Source organism: Ruegeria sp. BB6, assembly GCF_056539385.1.
In genome coordinates this window covers 497,248-511,944 of sequence record NZ_JBQFUW010000001.1, presented here as the reverse complement: position 1 = coordinate 511,944, position 14,697 = coordinate 497,248, and the positions used below count along the sequence as shown (strand labels likewise).

Genomic DNA, 14,697 nt, shown 5'->3' with positions numbered 1-14,697 from the left:
CGTATGTCACGTCTGACAAACATTTTCATGGGCATAGTAGGCACCGGCCTGATGATGGTTTTCGTTCTTGGTCTCGCGCACAGTATCTCGACAGGATTTGCCGGGTTTTGGGGTGGTCTGCCGTTCTTGTGCATCGCAGTCTTTGTCATAGCATTAGCGCTTTACAACTTATGGGAAGACGCAATCAAAAAGGACTGATCCAATGAGCGATAAACCAGTCCTTTGGCTTCCACGCCGGCTGTCCAACGCAACCGTCGATCGCGCGCGCCGGGACTATGACGTAATCCTCAACGAGGCCGACACACCCGGCACTGCGGAAGAAATCATAGCCATGAGTGCGAAAGTCGACGCAATGATGCCCTGCCATTCGGAGCATTTCTCAAGCGAAGTCGTGTCGCAGCTAGACCCGCGCTTGAAGATTGTTGCAAACCATTCCGTGGGCGTTGATCACTGCGATCTTCCGGCCTTGGCGGCAAAAGGAATTGCGGTGACAAACACACCCGATGTCCTTTCTGATGCAACGGCAGAATTGGCCATGCTGCTCATGCTCGGAGCGGCACGACACGCGGTTCGAGGCGATCGCCTGATGCGGTCGGGCACCTGGGACAGTTGGAGCCCATCTTTCATGGTTGGCAAGCAAGTCACAGGTGCGCGCCTCGGCATCATCGGGATGGGGCGCGTGGGTCGGGCATTCGCAGAAAAAGCCCGTGGGTTTGATATGGAAATCCATTATTTCAACCGTACCCGCCTGTCGTCCGATCAGGAAAACGGAGCAATTTACCATGAAAACATCGAAACTCTGCTTCCAGTCGCCGATTTCCTGTCACTTCATTGCCCTGCTACCCCGGAAACTCTTGACCTGATGAACGCCAAACGTTTGGCCGAACTGCCGGACGGAGCAATACTCGTAAATTCGGCCCGCGGCGCCCTTGTTGACGAAGACGCGCTGTTGGACGCGATCGAAACCGGAAAGCTGTCTGCGGCAGGCCTTGATTGTTTTAAGACAGAACCGGGTGGTAACCCAAAGTTCGCCGCTTACGAGAACATCTTCATGTTACCGCATATTGGAAGCGCGACGAGGAAAACCCGTGACGCCATGGGTTTTCGCGCGCTGGACAACTTAGATGCGTTCTTCGCTGGCAAAACACCCCAAGACCTTTTGTAGAATAGGACACTTCAATGGCAAAACTAGCTTTCCTCGGATTAGGCGTAATGGGTTATCCGATGGCCGGTCACCTGAAGGCCGCGGGGCACGACGTTACGGTTTACAATCGAACGACCGCCAAAGCCGATGCGTGGGTGGCGGAACATGGTGGCTCTGCGCGCGCGACACCCCGTGAAGCCGCCGAAGGTGCAGAGTTCGTCATGACTTGCGTCGGGAATGACGATGACCTCCGAAACGTTTGCATTGGGTCAGAAGGCGCATTCAATGGCATGTCGCAGAGCGCGATACTTGTTGACCACACGACTGTCTCTGCCAAGGTTACGCGCGAACTTTACACTGCCGCGAAAGAACAAAGCCTCGGCTTTTTAGACGCGCCAATCTCCGGCGGTCAGGCAGGGGCAGAAAACGGCGTACTTTCGATTATGTGCGGAGGCGATCAGCCCGTATACGACGCCGCCGAACCTATCATGCAAGTATATTCGAAAATCTGCCGGCGTATCGGAGAGAGCGGCGCCGGGCAGTTAACAAAAATGAGCAACCAAATCGCGATCGCAGGATTGGTTCAGGGATTGAGCGAAGCACTGCACTTCGCCGAGAAAGCGGGCCTTGAGGGGCGTTGCGTTGTGGAAGTTATCAGCCAGGGCGCCGCTGGTAGTTGGCAGATGGACAATAGACACGAAACCATGCTCGAAGACCATTTCGACTACGGATTTGCGGTCGACTGGATGCGCAAGGATTTGGGTATTTGTCTTGATACAGCCAACGAAACCGGCGCAAGTCTGCCTGTGACCGCGCTGGTTGATCAATTCTACAAGGATGTCCAAAAACTTGGGGGCGGTCGCTGGGACACCTCTTCGCTTCTCAAACGCCTTAGGGCGCTTGACTAAACCACTAAATTTTGAAGCGCCCTGCGGGTCGAGGTAATCGGGTTCCCAAACTTCGATGTTTGTTTCACAATTCGGCATTGTTCAGGGCGGGAATGCCTCTGGCAACGGTTTATGCAGAAGTAGCACCAACAAAGCAGCACAGGTTGATGTATCCGCGGGATGGCACTGTGCTTACAATGCTGGCCTTGACACCCTGGCGGCTACGCGCCTTTGCGGGCCTTCACATCAGCGTTTCTACTTCACAATTGCCTCCACAGCGCAATACTCAGCTCAGTGTGTCGAAAAGCTAACGAATGAGCTTGAGGCACGGGAGTGTGATGAAATCTCTCATGTGGACATCTAATACAAACCCAAGGCAGTGAAGGTATCGATGGATGTCATGACGAAGATATTCAGCAGGTGATCAGTCGAGGCAGAGCTTATGCAATGGCTTCTGCCTCTGCCGACAAGCGGACGTTGGCCTGAGGCTCAGCAATGGCCGCTTCGGGCTCAGAGCGGCCGTTCGCTGCGGTTCGTCCCAACTACCGCTTTGCGAATACCCCAGCATAAATTGCAAAAGAAAATTGACACTCAACAAAACTGTTTTATGCAATGCGTCTCAAGGATTGGTTGGGGCGATAACGTACAGAGCTTTCAATGCTTCGCTGGGTTCGATCCCAGGCAGAGTAGTGCGAAAAATCTCTTCCATTGTGCCCTGAGCGTACATCTCAGACAAAATGCGATCTACTAGCAATCGAAAATCATAATCTCCTTTCGGTATCGCCAATCCTTGCTTTTCGATCGTCAGTATTTCTTGGGACAACTTGAATTTACCCTGTAGTCCGGCAGCAATGTAGTTGACCAACAAAATCGACTGATCCGCGAAATACGCATCGATTTCGCCGTCCCTGAGCGCTTTGATGCCATCTGGGTGCGAGCCGAACCGCACCATATTTGCATCGATACCTTCCGCTTCAAAGGAATTGAGAACGGATGCTTCTGTTGTTGTGCTGCTTCTCATACCAACCTTCTTCCCCGCCAGCGCACTCAAGGTGCCCTCGGCCTCGATTGGTAATAATATGGACGTGCCATCGACATAAACTGGAATTGAGAAATCAACTACTTCGCGACGGGAAAGTGTTATGGTCGCAGCCCCGCAAAGCACATCGACTTCTCCGGAGGCAACTTTGTCGAAACGGTCCTTAGAGTCGACCGGAATGAACCGGACGTTTAAATCATTCAATTCCAGTCTCTTCGCAAGACTCTGCGCGATCTGATCGCAAATCAAAGGTGACAAGCCAAATGGCCGACCTTGGTCGTTCACATAAGATAGTGGCGCAGCATCTGTTCGAAAACCAAAGCGGATTTCGTTGTTATTTGTTATCCTTTCAATTGTTTGAGCAACCGCTCCGGTTGCGAAAAAAGCCGTCGCAAAAAGTACAGATAGCAAGCGCATGGGTTTTCTTTCTTTATCTGGTTTCCATCCCACTGGAAGTACAAAACACCTTATGTCGAGATTAATAAACATTGAGGTTCCAAGGAGTCGGATTATTGATGAAAAGAGTTGCTGGCCGAGGGAAGAAAACCACATCCTGGCACCTTAGGTAGCTACTCAGTATAGGTGAAGTCACAGTCTATTTGGCCGGGCCAGTTCAATCATGTCCGCGACAAGCCGGTCTTCGTTTTCCCGGCCTCGGGGAGAGTACCTTTGCGTCGATCGATGCTGCCCCAGCACCCGGCAGATCCAGCGTTCTGAAACCTTCATCCTACTTCGGATCAGGTCGATGCAGGCACGCCGACGGGCGGGGCTCAGGAGTTTCCCCAGCCTGCTTCCTTAAGGATTAGTTTGTCCAGGGTCAGATCCGACACGGCTTTCCGAAGCCGCTCATTCTCTTTCTGGAGCCGTTTGAGTTCCTTAAGTTGGTTGGTTCCCATACCGCCATACTGCTTGCGCCATCGGTAGAAGGTCTGCTCGGTAATGCGCACTTCGCGGATCGCATCCACGCGCTGCATACCCTGGCCGACAAGCACATCAACCTGCCGTAACTTCTGAACTATCTCCTCGGGCTTGTGCCGCTTGTTTGCCATTCTCTATCCTCCGATCCCTATACATAACGGTGGACCTAGTCAGAAGAGGCATTCCATGCCGCTGTTAAATTCGGAATTGTTACCCATGGCTTCTATTCATGTGGTTGATGGTTCCCGATAGCCTCAAGGATCTAATGTGTCGTTTTTCAAGACGAGGCGATGCGCCCCTTTTCGTCGCAGATTTGTTTGCGGCCCCGAAGTTTCCCCGAATTTAGGTACCGGTTCGTCCCTATCTGAGGTTTAAGCATTTGATTTCGTTTGGAGGCGAGTACCGGAATCGAACCGGTGTACACGGATTTGCAATCCGCTGCGTCACCACTCCGCCAACTCGCCTTTTCAAGTAAAATCAAATACTTGCCGTGGTGTGACAGGCGTTTTAACAGCTTTCGTCTGGGGCGTCCAGAGGGTTGCGCTCAAAATTCCACGCCTTTAGCGACAGCATCCTTGGTTCATTGCAAAGATTTCCTGTTCTGCGGCAAAAGTTTCGTCGTCTGGCCGTTGCCGGTTCAGCCGCGATATGGCAAAAGCCGGTAATCCAAGGGAATAGTAAGAGCGATCCAATGACAGATTTCGCAGCCCGGCGCCGCACGATGGTTGATACGCAAATCCGGCCTTCCGATGTAACGAAGTTCCCCATCATCGACGCGATGTTGAACGTGAAAAGGGAAAATTTTGTGCCGGACTCCCAGCGAGAGGCCGCATATGTCGAGGGATTGATTGACCTGGGTGGCGGGCGTAGCATGCTGGAGCCGCGTACTCTGGCTAAGATATTGGACGCGCTTAATATTTCAAACGAAGAAGTTGTTCTCGATGTGGGGTCGGCGATCGGCTACTCGACCGCCGTAGCGGCGCGGATGGCTCAGTTGGTCGTGGCTGTCGAGGAGGATGAGGACCTGGCTGCAGAATCCCAAACGCTTCTTATGGAAGCGGACGCGGACAATGCAATCGTGCATGTCGGCCCTCTTGAGCAGGGCGCGACCGAACATGGCCCTTATGACGTGATCATGGTCCAAGGCGGTGTAGAGCAAGTGCCAGATGCACTGATTGACCAGCTTAAAGAGCATGGGCGCATCGCTTGCCTTTTCATGGAGGGCGAGCTGGGGACTGTTCGGATCGGTCATAAATCCGGTGGTCGCGTGACTTGGCGCCATGCGTTTAACGCCAACGCGCCGATACTGCAGGCATTTTCCGCGGAACGTGCATTTTCGCTATAATTTGCAGACAGATTATTCTGCCGCCTTGATTAGTTGAAAACAAAGGCGCAAACTGCGCGTAGGGCTGCGTAATTTTGATTTGAGAGGATTTCGTAATGAGTTCTAAGTCGGGAGGTAAGCTGGTCAAGGCTTTGGCGTTGACGGCTGGTATCGCACTCAGCGTTGTTCCGGGACGGGCGGCTTGGGCCGACAACCTGACCGATGCTTTCATTGGCGCGTACAACACAAGCGGGCTGCTTGAGCAGAACCGAGCGCTGTTGCGTGCAGCGGACGAAGATGTGGCCATTGCCCTGTCTGCGCTGCGGCCAATCATCAACTGGACCGTGCAGGTTAGTCAGGATTACACGCGCTCGAATGTGAATGACGTGGTCGTGAGGGACGAGCCCTCGACCTTTTTCACCGGCCTTACGCTGAGTCAGTTGATCTACGATGGCGGCTTCGCAATTCTGGGCAAGCAAGCGGCACAGGAAATCGTTCTGTCCACCCGGCAGAACCTGATTGATATTGAACAACTTGTGCTTTTCCGCGCTGTGAACGCCTATTTGGAAGTCGTTCTTCAGGAAGAAACAGTTCAGATTCAGCTTAATGACGTCGATGTGTCTGCCGAAGAACTTCGGGCGTCTCAGGACCGGTTCGACGTGGGCGAGGTGACGCGCACTGACGTGGCGCTGTCCGAAGCGCAGCTTGCCAGTGCTCAGGCGGAACTCGCGATTGCACGCGGTAACCTGAGCAGGGCTCAGGCGGAATATGTGAACGCTGTCGGCAAATCGCCGGGGGCGACGGCGGGTCAGCCGAGCCTGCCCAACCTGCCGGCTTCTGAGTCGGAAGCGATTGCGCTGGCACAGCGCAACCACCCCGCAATCCTGTCCGCTCAGCACGAAGTCCGGGCTTTTGACCTGGCGGTTCAGCAGCAGCGTGCAAACCTTGGCCCGAACGTGAGCCTGAACGCAGACGCGGGTATCCGTGAAAGCTATGACAACGACGATAACCTTGAAGATGCGTCCATCTCGTTGAACTTCAACCAGCCGATCTATGCTGGCGGCCGTCTGGCGGCGAACGTACGGCGGTCTATGGCGACCCGTGATGCCTCGCGCGCGAACCTGTTGAACGTGCAGAAAGACATCACGCAGGGCGTTGCCGACGCCTATGCGCGTTTCCAAGCAGCGACCGCTAGCCTGAGAGCATCGACCGAGCAGGTCCGGGCCTCGCAGGTTGCGTTTGACGGTATCCGGGAAGAAGCGACATTGGGCGCACGGACAACGCTGGACGTCCTGAACGCTCAGCAGGACTTGCTGAACGCGCAGTTGACTGAGGTTGGATCGCGCACAGAGCGGTCACGTGCGGCTTATGATTTGCTGCAGGCGCAGGGTCTGCTGACGGCCGAACGTCTGGGTCTGGCTGTGCAAATCTATGACCCGACGCTGTACTACAATCTGGTCAAGCGCGCACCGGCGCAGGTCAGCAAGCAGAGCAAGGACTTGGATCGCGTTCTCAAGGCGTTGCGTCGCGACTAAGGGGCGACTCTGACTGTTGTGAGGTCCGAAGTGTTTGGCTACACTCGATTCTGAGGACAGAGTGGTAGTGCGGAATGACGGATAAAGTCGCAAACGGGAGCGTAGAGGACGTTTTGTCCTCTATCAAACGTCTAGTCGGGGAAGAAGGTCGGAAAATCCCTGATCTGGTTCCGACTTCGTTAGCGCGACGCCCCGGCCGACTGGTGCTGACGGACGCCTTGCGCGTCAGTGAAACGCCCGAGGGTCCAGAACAATCTCAATCCGGGACTGAGGCGAAGGGGTCGGCCAACGCTGCGGCTAAACCTATGCTTCTGCGCGCCTCGGACATTGTCGATCAAGAAGACCAAGCATCTGAGGAATCCACCAGCAAAGATCCCGCTGATAGTTTGAGCGCAAAGATTGAGGCGCTTGAGGCTGCAATCGCGCGGACCGAAGATCAGTGGGAGCCCGACGGTGACAGCGAAGACGACTATTCGGGAACGCGGACAATCTCGTTAAAGTGGAACGCTGAAGATGAACCCTCTGCCGACGAAAGCGAAGCCACAACCGCTCCAGAACCCAAAGACCTAGAGTCCAAGGCAACCTTTATTCGCGACCCTGAAGTGACGGCTGCCGCCGCCGCAGTCTCAGTCGCAGCACCTGCGGAAATTCCGGCGCAAGACGAGGCTGCGCTGCGAGAACTGATCGCGCAGGTCGTACGTGAGGAATTGCAGGGCGTGTTGGGTGAGCGTATTACCCGCAACGTTCGCAAGATGGTGCGCCGTGAGATTTACAGGGCGCTGGCGGAATATAAGCCGGACTGACCTTTACGCGCGCGTGGGTGTCCGTGCCAGTTCCAGCAGGCAATCCAGATCCATGTGTTGTTCCAAATGGTCCGCAAGCGCGTCCAGCGTTTCTTCTACCCCGTCTTCATAGCTCAGGTTCGATACCGCTCCGAGCTGTGACAGGTAGCTGGCCCTGAAGGAGTCCGACGAAAATATCCCGTGCAAATAGCTGCCTCGAATGCGTCCAGTTTTGTCTGCGGCACCTTCGGGGCGGCCTTCGATCTCAAGCCATGCGCGGGTACAATCGGCACCTTGGGTTTTCCCCATGTGAATTTCATAGCCCGAGACCGGCTCGTGGCCTGGAAGCGCCTGCGCTTGACGCAGTGTCACCTGCTTTTCATCGGACATGACCGTGTCCACATCCAGCAAACCCAAGCCCGGAACCGTGCCGGGACGACCATCCACGCCGTTGGGGTCAGCGATCGTATTTCCAAGCATTTGATAGCCACCGCACAAGCCCAGCACATGCCCACCGCGCCGGACATGAGCATAGAGGTCAATGTCCCATCCCTGCGCACGGAAAAAGGTCAAATCCCCGATTGTAGATTTACTGCCGGGCAGCAGTACGAGATCGGCGTCTCCCGGCAGGGGGCGACCGGCAGGCACGATTTCCACGGTCAGGCCAGGCTCGGCCGATAGCGGGTCTAGATCGTCGAAGTTGGCCATGCGTTCCAGTTGCGGCACTACGACCTTGCAGGTGCCTCCGCTGTGCGACCTGATGTCCATCATGTCCTCGGCGGGTAACTTCCAGGCATCGTGGAACCATGGAACGACGCCCAGGCACGGCCACCCCGTTCGCGTGGCGATATCATCGCGACCGTCGTCGAACAGGGAAACATCCCCCTTGAACCGATTGACAGCAAACCCCCGGATCATCGCTAGGTCGCCTTCGTCCAGCACAGCTTGGGTGCCAACGATCTGAGCGATCACTCCGCCACGGTGTATATCCCCGACCAGAACGACCGGAACGCCTGCGGCGCAAGCAAAGCCCATATTGGCGATGTCACCGTTTCGCAGGTTGGTCTCGGCCGGGCTGCCAGCGCCTTCGATCAACACAAGATCGGAATCCGCGCACAACCTGTCAAAACTCTCTAGCGTCGCGCCCAGCAGTTTGGACTTGTCTTTGCGGTAGTCCCCCGCCTTCATCGTACCCGCACGTTTTCCATGCACGATTATCTGCGCGCCAGTATCCGTTTCAGGTTTTAGCAGGATCGGGTTCATGTCTGTATGCGGGGCGCGCTTGGCGGCCCGAGCCTGTAGCGCCTGCGCCCGTCCGATCTCACCACCGTTTTCGGTCACAGCCGCGTTGTTCGACATGTTCTGCGGTTTGAAAGGAGCCACCCGCAGCCCGCGCCGCGTATAGGCGCGCGCCAGCCCTGCCACCAAAACCGACTTGCCGACATTGCTGCCGGTGCCCTGAATCATAATGGCGCGAACCATGCCGAGTCTCCTTCAACCTGTCGGGCACATGACCCGATTTGTGACCAGAGGAAAAGCCCCGGAAGAACGGTCAAGCGCATCTTTTGATCCAAGACGCGGCCTGTTCGCACTAGACGATCAGCCAAATGAAAAGCGCGCTACTGTTTCAGAAGCGCGCTTTTTCATTGGAACAGAGGTCTGGATCAGGCTGCTTCGGCCTGCTGCGCAGCGTTGCGGCGCTCACTCTCTTCGCGCGACAGCGCGACCGAGGTGCGTACCCCGCGTCCGACGAACTCCATCAGTCCGCTGACAACGCGTTCATTGGGGTCAATGCCCGCGCACGACAATACCTCGCGGCCATCGCGTGAGCGTGCCCAACGAGCGATCTGTTCGGGGCCATTGCCGTACTTTTTGTCGTCGGCGATGGCATCATCAAGTGCAGCCAACACAACGGCCGCGAATAGTTTACGAGCACGGTTGCCTTGCTCATTGTTAAAGGCTGTGCCGTCAACGAAATCTCTCATCTCGTCTTCCTTGTTGTTCTTGCTCTTGCATTTTCGGCGTGACGGTCCTTATGACCGATTAAGTGCGATTCGGATACACCTAATATGCATAGTTGCGTTGCGTCATTCGCATGGCTTGCTGCAGCTGCAGCACAAGGTTTCGTTGTCTTGCCAGGTGCAGCCACGCCAGATATAGGGACCACAACTGACGCATCAACCTTTTGTGAAGGATTTATGTTATGCCCAAGATAAATGGGAACGAAATTCGCCCCGGCAACGTGCTTGAGCATAATGACGGGCTGTGGGCTGCCGTAAAAGTCGATCACGTAAAGCCCGGTAAAGGCGGAGCTTTTGCCCAGGTCGAGCTGCGAAATCTGCGCAACGGCTCGAAGCTGAACGAACGGTTCCGCTCGGCGGATAAAGTTGAGCGCGTGCGTCTTGAGCAGAAAGATCAGCAGTTCCTGTACGAATCCGACGGCATGCTGGTGTTCATGGACTCTGAGACTTACGAACAGATCGAATTGCCCGCAGAACTGCTGGGCGAACGCCGCCCGTTTCTGCAGGACGGCATGACAATTGTGGTCGAATTCTATGAATCCGAGGCGCTGAATGCGACTCTGCCCCAGAAAGTGACCTGCAAAATCGTCGAGACAGAGCCGGTCGTCAAAGGCCAAACCGCGGCGAATTCGTTCAAGCCGGCCATTCTGGACAATGGTGTCAAGGTCATGGTTCCGCCGTTCATCGGCCAGGACGAGATGATCGTGGTCAACACCGAAACCATGGAATATTCCGAACGCGCGTAACTGACCGCGCGCCCGGACGTAATAAAGACCGCAACGGCATTCGCTGTGCGGTCTTTTTATTTGCGATCCTTTATATACCGGTATTTCTCGGGATTGGGGCCGAACAGTTCTAGCATCAACTCATACTTGATGCGGTTGGCGCTGACTTGTCTGTAGAAGGCAATCAGAAAGGCCGTTGGCCCCTGTATGCGGCCCAGCCCGCTGGTCGCGGCAACCACCGTGCCGACATCAGTCTTGCCCTGCAAAACAAGGTACCCGCCCAGCATCAGAATACCTACGGTGCCGGCACCGTTGATGACGCTAAGCAGGAATTTGGCCGACAGCTTCCAGATGAACATCCGGCGACGCGTGTTATAGATTTCATCGAACTGCGCTTCGACGTCACGGGCCACCGCGTCAATGTCGTCGGTCGTGAGCCTGTCTGTTGCGCTGCGCAGGATGCGGACGCGCTCGGCCACAAAAACATTCACTTTGCGCTGTGATATCAACACGATGACGATCTGCGGCACGATCATCGAAAAGGCAATCAGCCCCAAGCCCGGTTGCGTTGATGAAATATAGCCGATCACGCTGATCAGGGTGCCGATTTGCACCACGGGATCCGAAAACGCACCGCCCGCGAACTTGCCAAGCTCTTCGGCCTCGGCTGAAATGGCGGTCGTCATGGTGCCCTTGCGTACAGTTTCGCCATTTTCGCCCAGATCAGAGGACCGCAACAGCAGTCTTTGGCGGATCATGCGGATCATGTCCTCACCCAGGGTTCCGGCGCGATAGCCCAGCACCCACTTCAGCACCAGGCTGAGAAGGATCACGGACATCATGCCGCTGCCAAGATAGATCAGGCGTTCTGTATCGACGTTGTCTTCGGTCAGATGGTTGATGATGTCGCGCTGAAATTCCAACGGCACAGCGGCCAGCCCTGCGATCGCAATGGATAGGACAATGAGGATAATCTGGCGTCCGGCACTGGCACGCCAGATCGCTCTATACAGTTGAAACATATGCACATCCGGTTCTTAGGCCCGCAGTCAGTGTGACAGCGCCTTGAAGCTGATCAAACCGTGGTAAGGCAACTGATCCGGCGGACGTGCTGGATTGGCAACAACTAGGGGTCCAGAGTGACCGTGGCACCTTGGGCTTGCAGATTGCCTTTGGCCCGGTCCAGCCGCAGATAGGCGATCGCCTTTCCGTTGGACTGCGTAAACAGGGTGCCTGCCGGTTTCCCGTCGGCCAGAATTTCCGCGCCGACCGGTGCAGTGCCGTCGACTCGAACTCTGCGCAGACCCTTGCGCAACTCGGTCTTGTGCTTCATCCGCGCGGTGACTTCCTGCCCGACATAGCAGCCTTTTTTAAAGTCGACGCCGTTTAACGCCTCGAAGCCGGATTCAAGGATATAGCTGTCGGGAGTCAATTCGATCGCGGTTTCGGGAATACAGTGCCGCACGCGGATTGCGTCCCAATCCGTTCCGTCGTCGCCTTCGGGGTCGGCGGAATACGCTCTCCAGCCCATATCAGGATGACGGGGGTCGGGCAGGGCACCTTGCGGGGCCGGACCTGTGCCGCGTTGAAGGTTCAGACCGCTATCCTCAATCGTGACGTCGGCCCTCAGCTTGTACATTCCCAACCGCTTGGTAAGCCCGTCCGCCAGTTCTTCGGCCACGTCCAGCAACACAGAGTCACCGTCACGCACAAGAAAGAAATCCGCCAGATATTTGCCCTGCGGCGTCAGCAAAGCGGCATAGACGATCCCAGCCTCAAGCCCGGCTATGTCATTTGTCACCAGCCCTTGCAGGAAACTGTCAGTGTCGGCGCCGCCAAAGCGCAGGATGCGGCGATTGGGCATGTTACGTCCTCGTCTTTTCCTTTGGCCTCGTGATATAGGAGTTCACGCCGCCAAGACCAGAGGGTTTCAATCATGCCAGCGCCGATCAGCATCGTCATTCCCACGCTGAACGCGGCGGACACTCTGCCTGAAGCGCTGCAGGCACTGATGGAGGGGTTGCACGCCGGTCTAATCCGGGAATTGATCGTTTCAGACGGCGGCTCGGCCGACAAAACCCTTGAAATCGCTGACGAAGCCGGGGCCGAGATCGTGACCGGGGCTGCGTCGCGCGGGGGGCAGTTGCAGCGGGGGTGCGAGATGGCGGCAGGCGAATGGCTACTGGTTCTGCACGCGGATACCGTTTTGCAAGAAGGCTGGAGCAAAGCCGTTGGCGATCATCTGCGCACGGGCGACCCGGCGACCTTTCGATTGGCCTTCCGCGCTGCCGGGTTTGCGCCTGCATGGGTGGCGGGCTGGGCCAATATGCGCAGTCGTCTGTTTCGACTGCCGTATGGCGATCAGGGGCTTTTGGTCCCAAGACGAGCTTATGCAGCAGCAGGCGGCTACCCGGACCAATCCTTGATGGAGGACGTGGCCCTTACCTTGCGTCTGAGAGGCGTCACAGTCTTGCCTGTCTACGCATTCACGAGCGCGGATCGCTATCAGAGGTCGGGTTGGATGCGTCGGGGTGTGCGGAACCTGTGGACTCTGACTCGGTACTTTTTCGGGGCCGACCCTGAGAGGCTGGCGCGGTCGTATCGGCGATGAAGGTCGTGCGCAGCTCGACAATGGATTTACCCAGCCGAAACGGGGCAGCAAAGCTTACCAGACATAATGCGATGATCTGCAAAACCAGAATATGCGCGTTGGCCTGAAGGTATTCCCATTCGTCCTTTAGCTTTCCGACTTGCGCAACAAGATCGTCATAGCTTTGGGCGAGAATAACATAGTCCCCGGCGATTGCCGGAACTTTGCGGCGCATATTGTCGATAGCGGCCTGAGTTTTGTCGTCCAGCGATGTGAAGACCAGAAACTGATCTATGTCGAAGGATTCAACCTTGGAGGCCATTGCACGTATGTCGTCCTGCTCGTCCCGTGCGCTTTGCCCAAACAAGAAGTGAAGACCCTGTAGCGGCGCAACTTCGTTGGTAACGGCGATGAACAGAGGAAGTTCTGCGTTGCTGGCCGTGGACGCGGACAGGAACTCGACCTTTTCGCATAGAACCCCGATATCCTTGTCATAGGCCGGGTCGCAAAAGCGCAGCCGGAACCGAGCGGCATCCCGGTCAAACGCCAGCGTTGCGGCATAAGCCACGTCAATCTGCCGGTCCAGTCGTGAACTGTCGGACGTGTACAAACCCGCAAGAACCGCGACCAAGGCACCGATCCCGCCAAGCACGACCCAAACGAGATCAGCCAGTTTCCACGCGCGGTGACCTGCCGGTTTACGGAACAGAAATCCGGTTCCAACCGATCCAATCAGAAAGAACAGGATCAACAGGGGCAGTTGATTGTCGGCAATAAACGTCATGCATACAAAGTGACGGTGCGTTCACGACGTGGCAACACTCCTCACGGGCTGTTGTTCTCTTTGTCGGACCAGACGTCACGAGCCAGAGCTTTGGCCGAACTTCCGAAACAGCTTGGTGCGGTCAAAGGCTTGCTCCAATTCGTCGGTGCGTTCCTTGACCGAGTCCCAGAGCCGTTCCTGCACCTCAGCGATGGCGCATTCCATCAGCGCAAGGATCGAAGCCATCGAGTCCCAGGCAGAGGGCACCGCGATCCGGGCCGCAAAAGTGTGTCTGGCGAACCGGTGAATGGGCGAGCGCCACTGGTCGGTAAACAGCACGATCTCGGCCTCGCGTTCCTGACACAACTGTCCGATCAGCATGGTCGAGTTCTCATACCTGCGCACGTCCAGCGCAACCAGAACGTCATTCTTGCGTACATCCAGCAGATCATGCGTCCAAGAGGCCGCGACCGGCAGCAGCCGGACGTCGGGTCGGATCATTTGCAAGTGCAGATAAAGGTACTGCGCCAACGTGCCCGTGATGCGCCCCCCGGTGATGAAAATTCGCCGGTCCGGGTCCGATAACAAGTTGCAAAAGCTATCGAATTCCTCGGGGTCAACTTCGTCTATCGTGCGCTTCTGGTTGGCGAGGGATTGCTGAGAATAGCGATTCAGGATGTGTTCTTCGGGCAGGTCATTCTGCCAGACGTCGCGCTTGGCGACGGGCCCCGAAATCATCTCTTTCACCTCGCCGCGCAGGGCGGCTTGAAACTGTGGATAGCCGTCGAACCCGGTTTTCTGCAGCATCCGCGCAACTGTCGTGGTCGAAACCGAAGCTGTGCTGGCCAATTCGGTGATACTGCCAAGCCCGGCCATGGGGTAGTCGTCCAGCAGAACACTGACCAGTTGCCGTTCCGATGGGGTCATCTTGTCCCGATGCGCCAGCAGCCTGTCTGTCACCCGCACTAA

The 14,697-nt window shown here is 56.2% G+C and carries 14 protein-coding genes, 1 tRNA gene and 1 pseudogene; 8 read left to right on the top strand and 8 right to left on the bottom strand.

Going from position 1 to position 14,697, the window contains the following annotated elements:
* Nucleotides 1-3 precede the first annotated feature (3 nt).
* From ACR0B7_RS02495 to ACR0B7_RS02485, 3 genes are read left to right on the top strand one after another with little or no spacing between them, the layout of a single operon-like run.
* A complete protein-coding gene (locus ACR0B7_RS02495) occupies nt 4-198 on the top strand; it encodes a hypothetical protein (protein WP_170486369.1) in 195 nt (64 codons plus the stop codon).
* Nucleotides 199-202: 4 nt separating this feature from the next.
* Nucleotides 203-1,165 carry a 2-hydroxyacid dehydrogenase gene (locus ACR0B7_RS02490; RefSeq protein ID WP_170486370.1) on the top strand — a complete coding sequence of 321 codons (963 nt, stop codon included), beginning with the start codon at nt 203-205 and terminating at the stop codon, nt 1,163-1,165.
* 14 nt (nt 1,166-1,179) lie between these two features.
* Nucleotides 1,180-2,052 carry an NAD(P)-dependent oxidoreductase gene (locus ACR0B7_RS02485; RefSeq protein WP_170486371.1) on the top strand — a complete coding sequence of 291 codons (873 nt, stop codon included), beginning with the start codon at nt 1,180-1,182 and terminating at the stop codon, nt 2,050-2,052.
* Between the two features lie 598 nt (nt 2,053-2,650).
* On the opposite strand, the gene ACR0B7_RS02480 is transcribed toward ACR0B7_RS02485, so the two are convergent.
* From ACR0B7_RS02480 to ACR0B7_RS02470, 3 genes and pseudogenes are all read right to left on the bottom strand, one after another.
* Nucleotides 2,651-3,559 carry an amino acid ABC transporter substrate-binding protein gene (locus tag ACR0B7_RS02480; RefSeq protein WP_170486372.1) on the bottom strand — a complete coding sequence of 303 codons (909 nt, stop codon included), beginning with the start codon at nt 3,557-3,559 and terminating at the stop codon, nt 2,651-2,653.
* 114 nt (nt 3,560-3,673) lie between these two features.
* Nucleotides 3,674-4,119: pseudogene (locus ACR0B7_RS02475) on the bottom strand (transposase); the annotation flags it as partial.
* 259 nt (nt 4,120-4,378) lie between these two features.
* Nucleotides 4,379-4,452: transfer RNA gene (locus ACR0B7_RS02470), tRNA-Cys, on the bottom strand.
* Nucleotides 4,453-4,679: 227 nt separating this feature from the next.
* Here ACR0B7_RS02470 and ACR0B7_RS02465 point away from each other — a divergent pair.
* The 3 genes from ACR0B7_RS02465 (at nt 4,680) to ACR0B7_RS02455 (ending at nt 7,650) form a co-directional block, all read left to right on the top strand.
* Nucleotides 4,680-5,333 carry a protein-L-isoaspartate O-methyltransferase family protein gene (locus ACR0B7_RS02465; protein WP_170486390.1) on the top strand — a complete coding sequence of 218 codons (654 nt, stop codon included), beginning with the start codon at nt 4,680-4,682 and terminating at the stop codon, nt 5,331-5,333.
* Nucleotides 5,334-5,428: 95 nt separating this feature from the next.
* Nucleotides 5,429-6,847: a TolC family outer membrane protein gene (locus ACR0B7_RS02460; protein WP_170382435.1), complete on the top strand. Its 1,419-nt coding sequence runs from the start codon at nt 5,429-5,431 to the stop codon at nt 6,845-6,847.
* Nucleotides 6,848-6,921: 74 nt separating this feature from the next.
* Entirely contained in the window at nt 6,922-7,650 is a 729-nt protein-coding gene (locus tag ACR0B7_RS02455; RefSeq protein ID WP_170486391.1) for a hypothetical protein, read from the top strand.
* A gap of 3 nt (nt 7,651-7,653) precedes the next feature.
* On the opposite strand, the gene ACR0B7_RS02450 is transcribed toward ACR0B7_RS02455, so the two are convergent.
* Nucleotides 7,654-9,111, bottom strand: a complete 1,458-nt coding sequence (locus tag ACR0B7_RS02450; protein ID WP_170486392.1) for a cobyric acid synthase — start codon at nt 9,109-9,111, stop codon at nt 7,654-7,656.
* A gap of 182 nt (nt 9,112-9,293) precedes the next feature.
* On the bottom strand, nt 9,294-9,614 hold the full coding sequence (locus ACR0B7_RS02445; protein WP_037310273.1) for a DUF6280 family protein: 321 nt from the start codon (nt 9,612-9,614) through the stop codon (nt 9,294-9,296).
* 218 nt (nt 9,615-9,832) lie between these two features.
* Here ACR0B7_RS02445 and efp point away from each other — a divergent pair, with 218 nt between their 5' ends.
* Complete coding sequence (gene efp / locus ACR0B7_RS02440; RefSeq protein WP_170325421.1) at nt 9,833-10,396, top strand: elongation factor P; 564 nt, start codon at nt 9,833-9,835, stop codon at nt 10,394-10,396.
* Nucleotides 10,397-10,452: 56 nt separating this feature from the next.
* Here efp and ACR0B7_RS02435 read toward each other — a convergent pair whose 3' ends face one another.
* Nucleotides 10,453-11,397, bottom strand: coding sequence for an ABC transporter transmembrane domain-containing protein (locus ACR0B7_RS02435; RefSeq protein ID WP_170486393.1), 945 nt, complete (start codon nt 11,395-11,397; stop codon nt 10,453-10,455).
* Between the two features lie 104 nt (nt 11,398-11,501).
* Entirely contained in the window at nt 11,502-12,239 is a 738-nt protein-coding gene (ygfZ, locus tag ACR0B7_RS02430; RefSeq protein WP_170486394.1) for a CAF17-like 4Fe-4S cluster assembly/insertion protein YgfZ, read from the bottom strand.
* Nucleotides 12,240-12,311: 72 nt separating this feature from the next.
* Between ygfZ and ACR0B7_RS02425 the strand changes: the two genes are divergently transcribed.
* Nucleotides 12,312-12,986, top strand: a complete 675-nt coding sequence (locus ACR0B7_RS02425; RefSeq protein ID WP_170486395.1) for a TIGR04283 family arsenosugar biosynthesis glycosyltransferase — start codon at nt 12,312-12,314, stop codon at nt 12,984-12,986.
* 838 nt (nt 12,987-13,824) lie between these two features.
* Here ACR0B7_RS02425 and ACR0B7_RS02420 read toward each other — a convergent pair.
* Complete coding sequence (locus ACR0B7_RS02420) at nt 13,825-14,688, bottom strand: MurR/RpiR family transcriptional regulator (protein ID WP_480680840.1); 864 nt, start codon at nt 14,686-14,688, stop codon at nt 13,825-13,827.
* Nucleotides 14,689-14,697 lie beyond the last annotated feature (9 nt).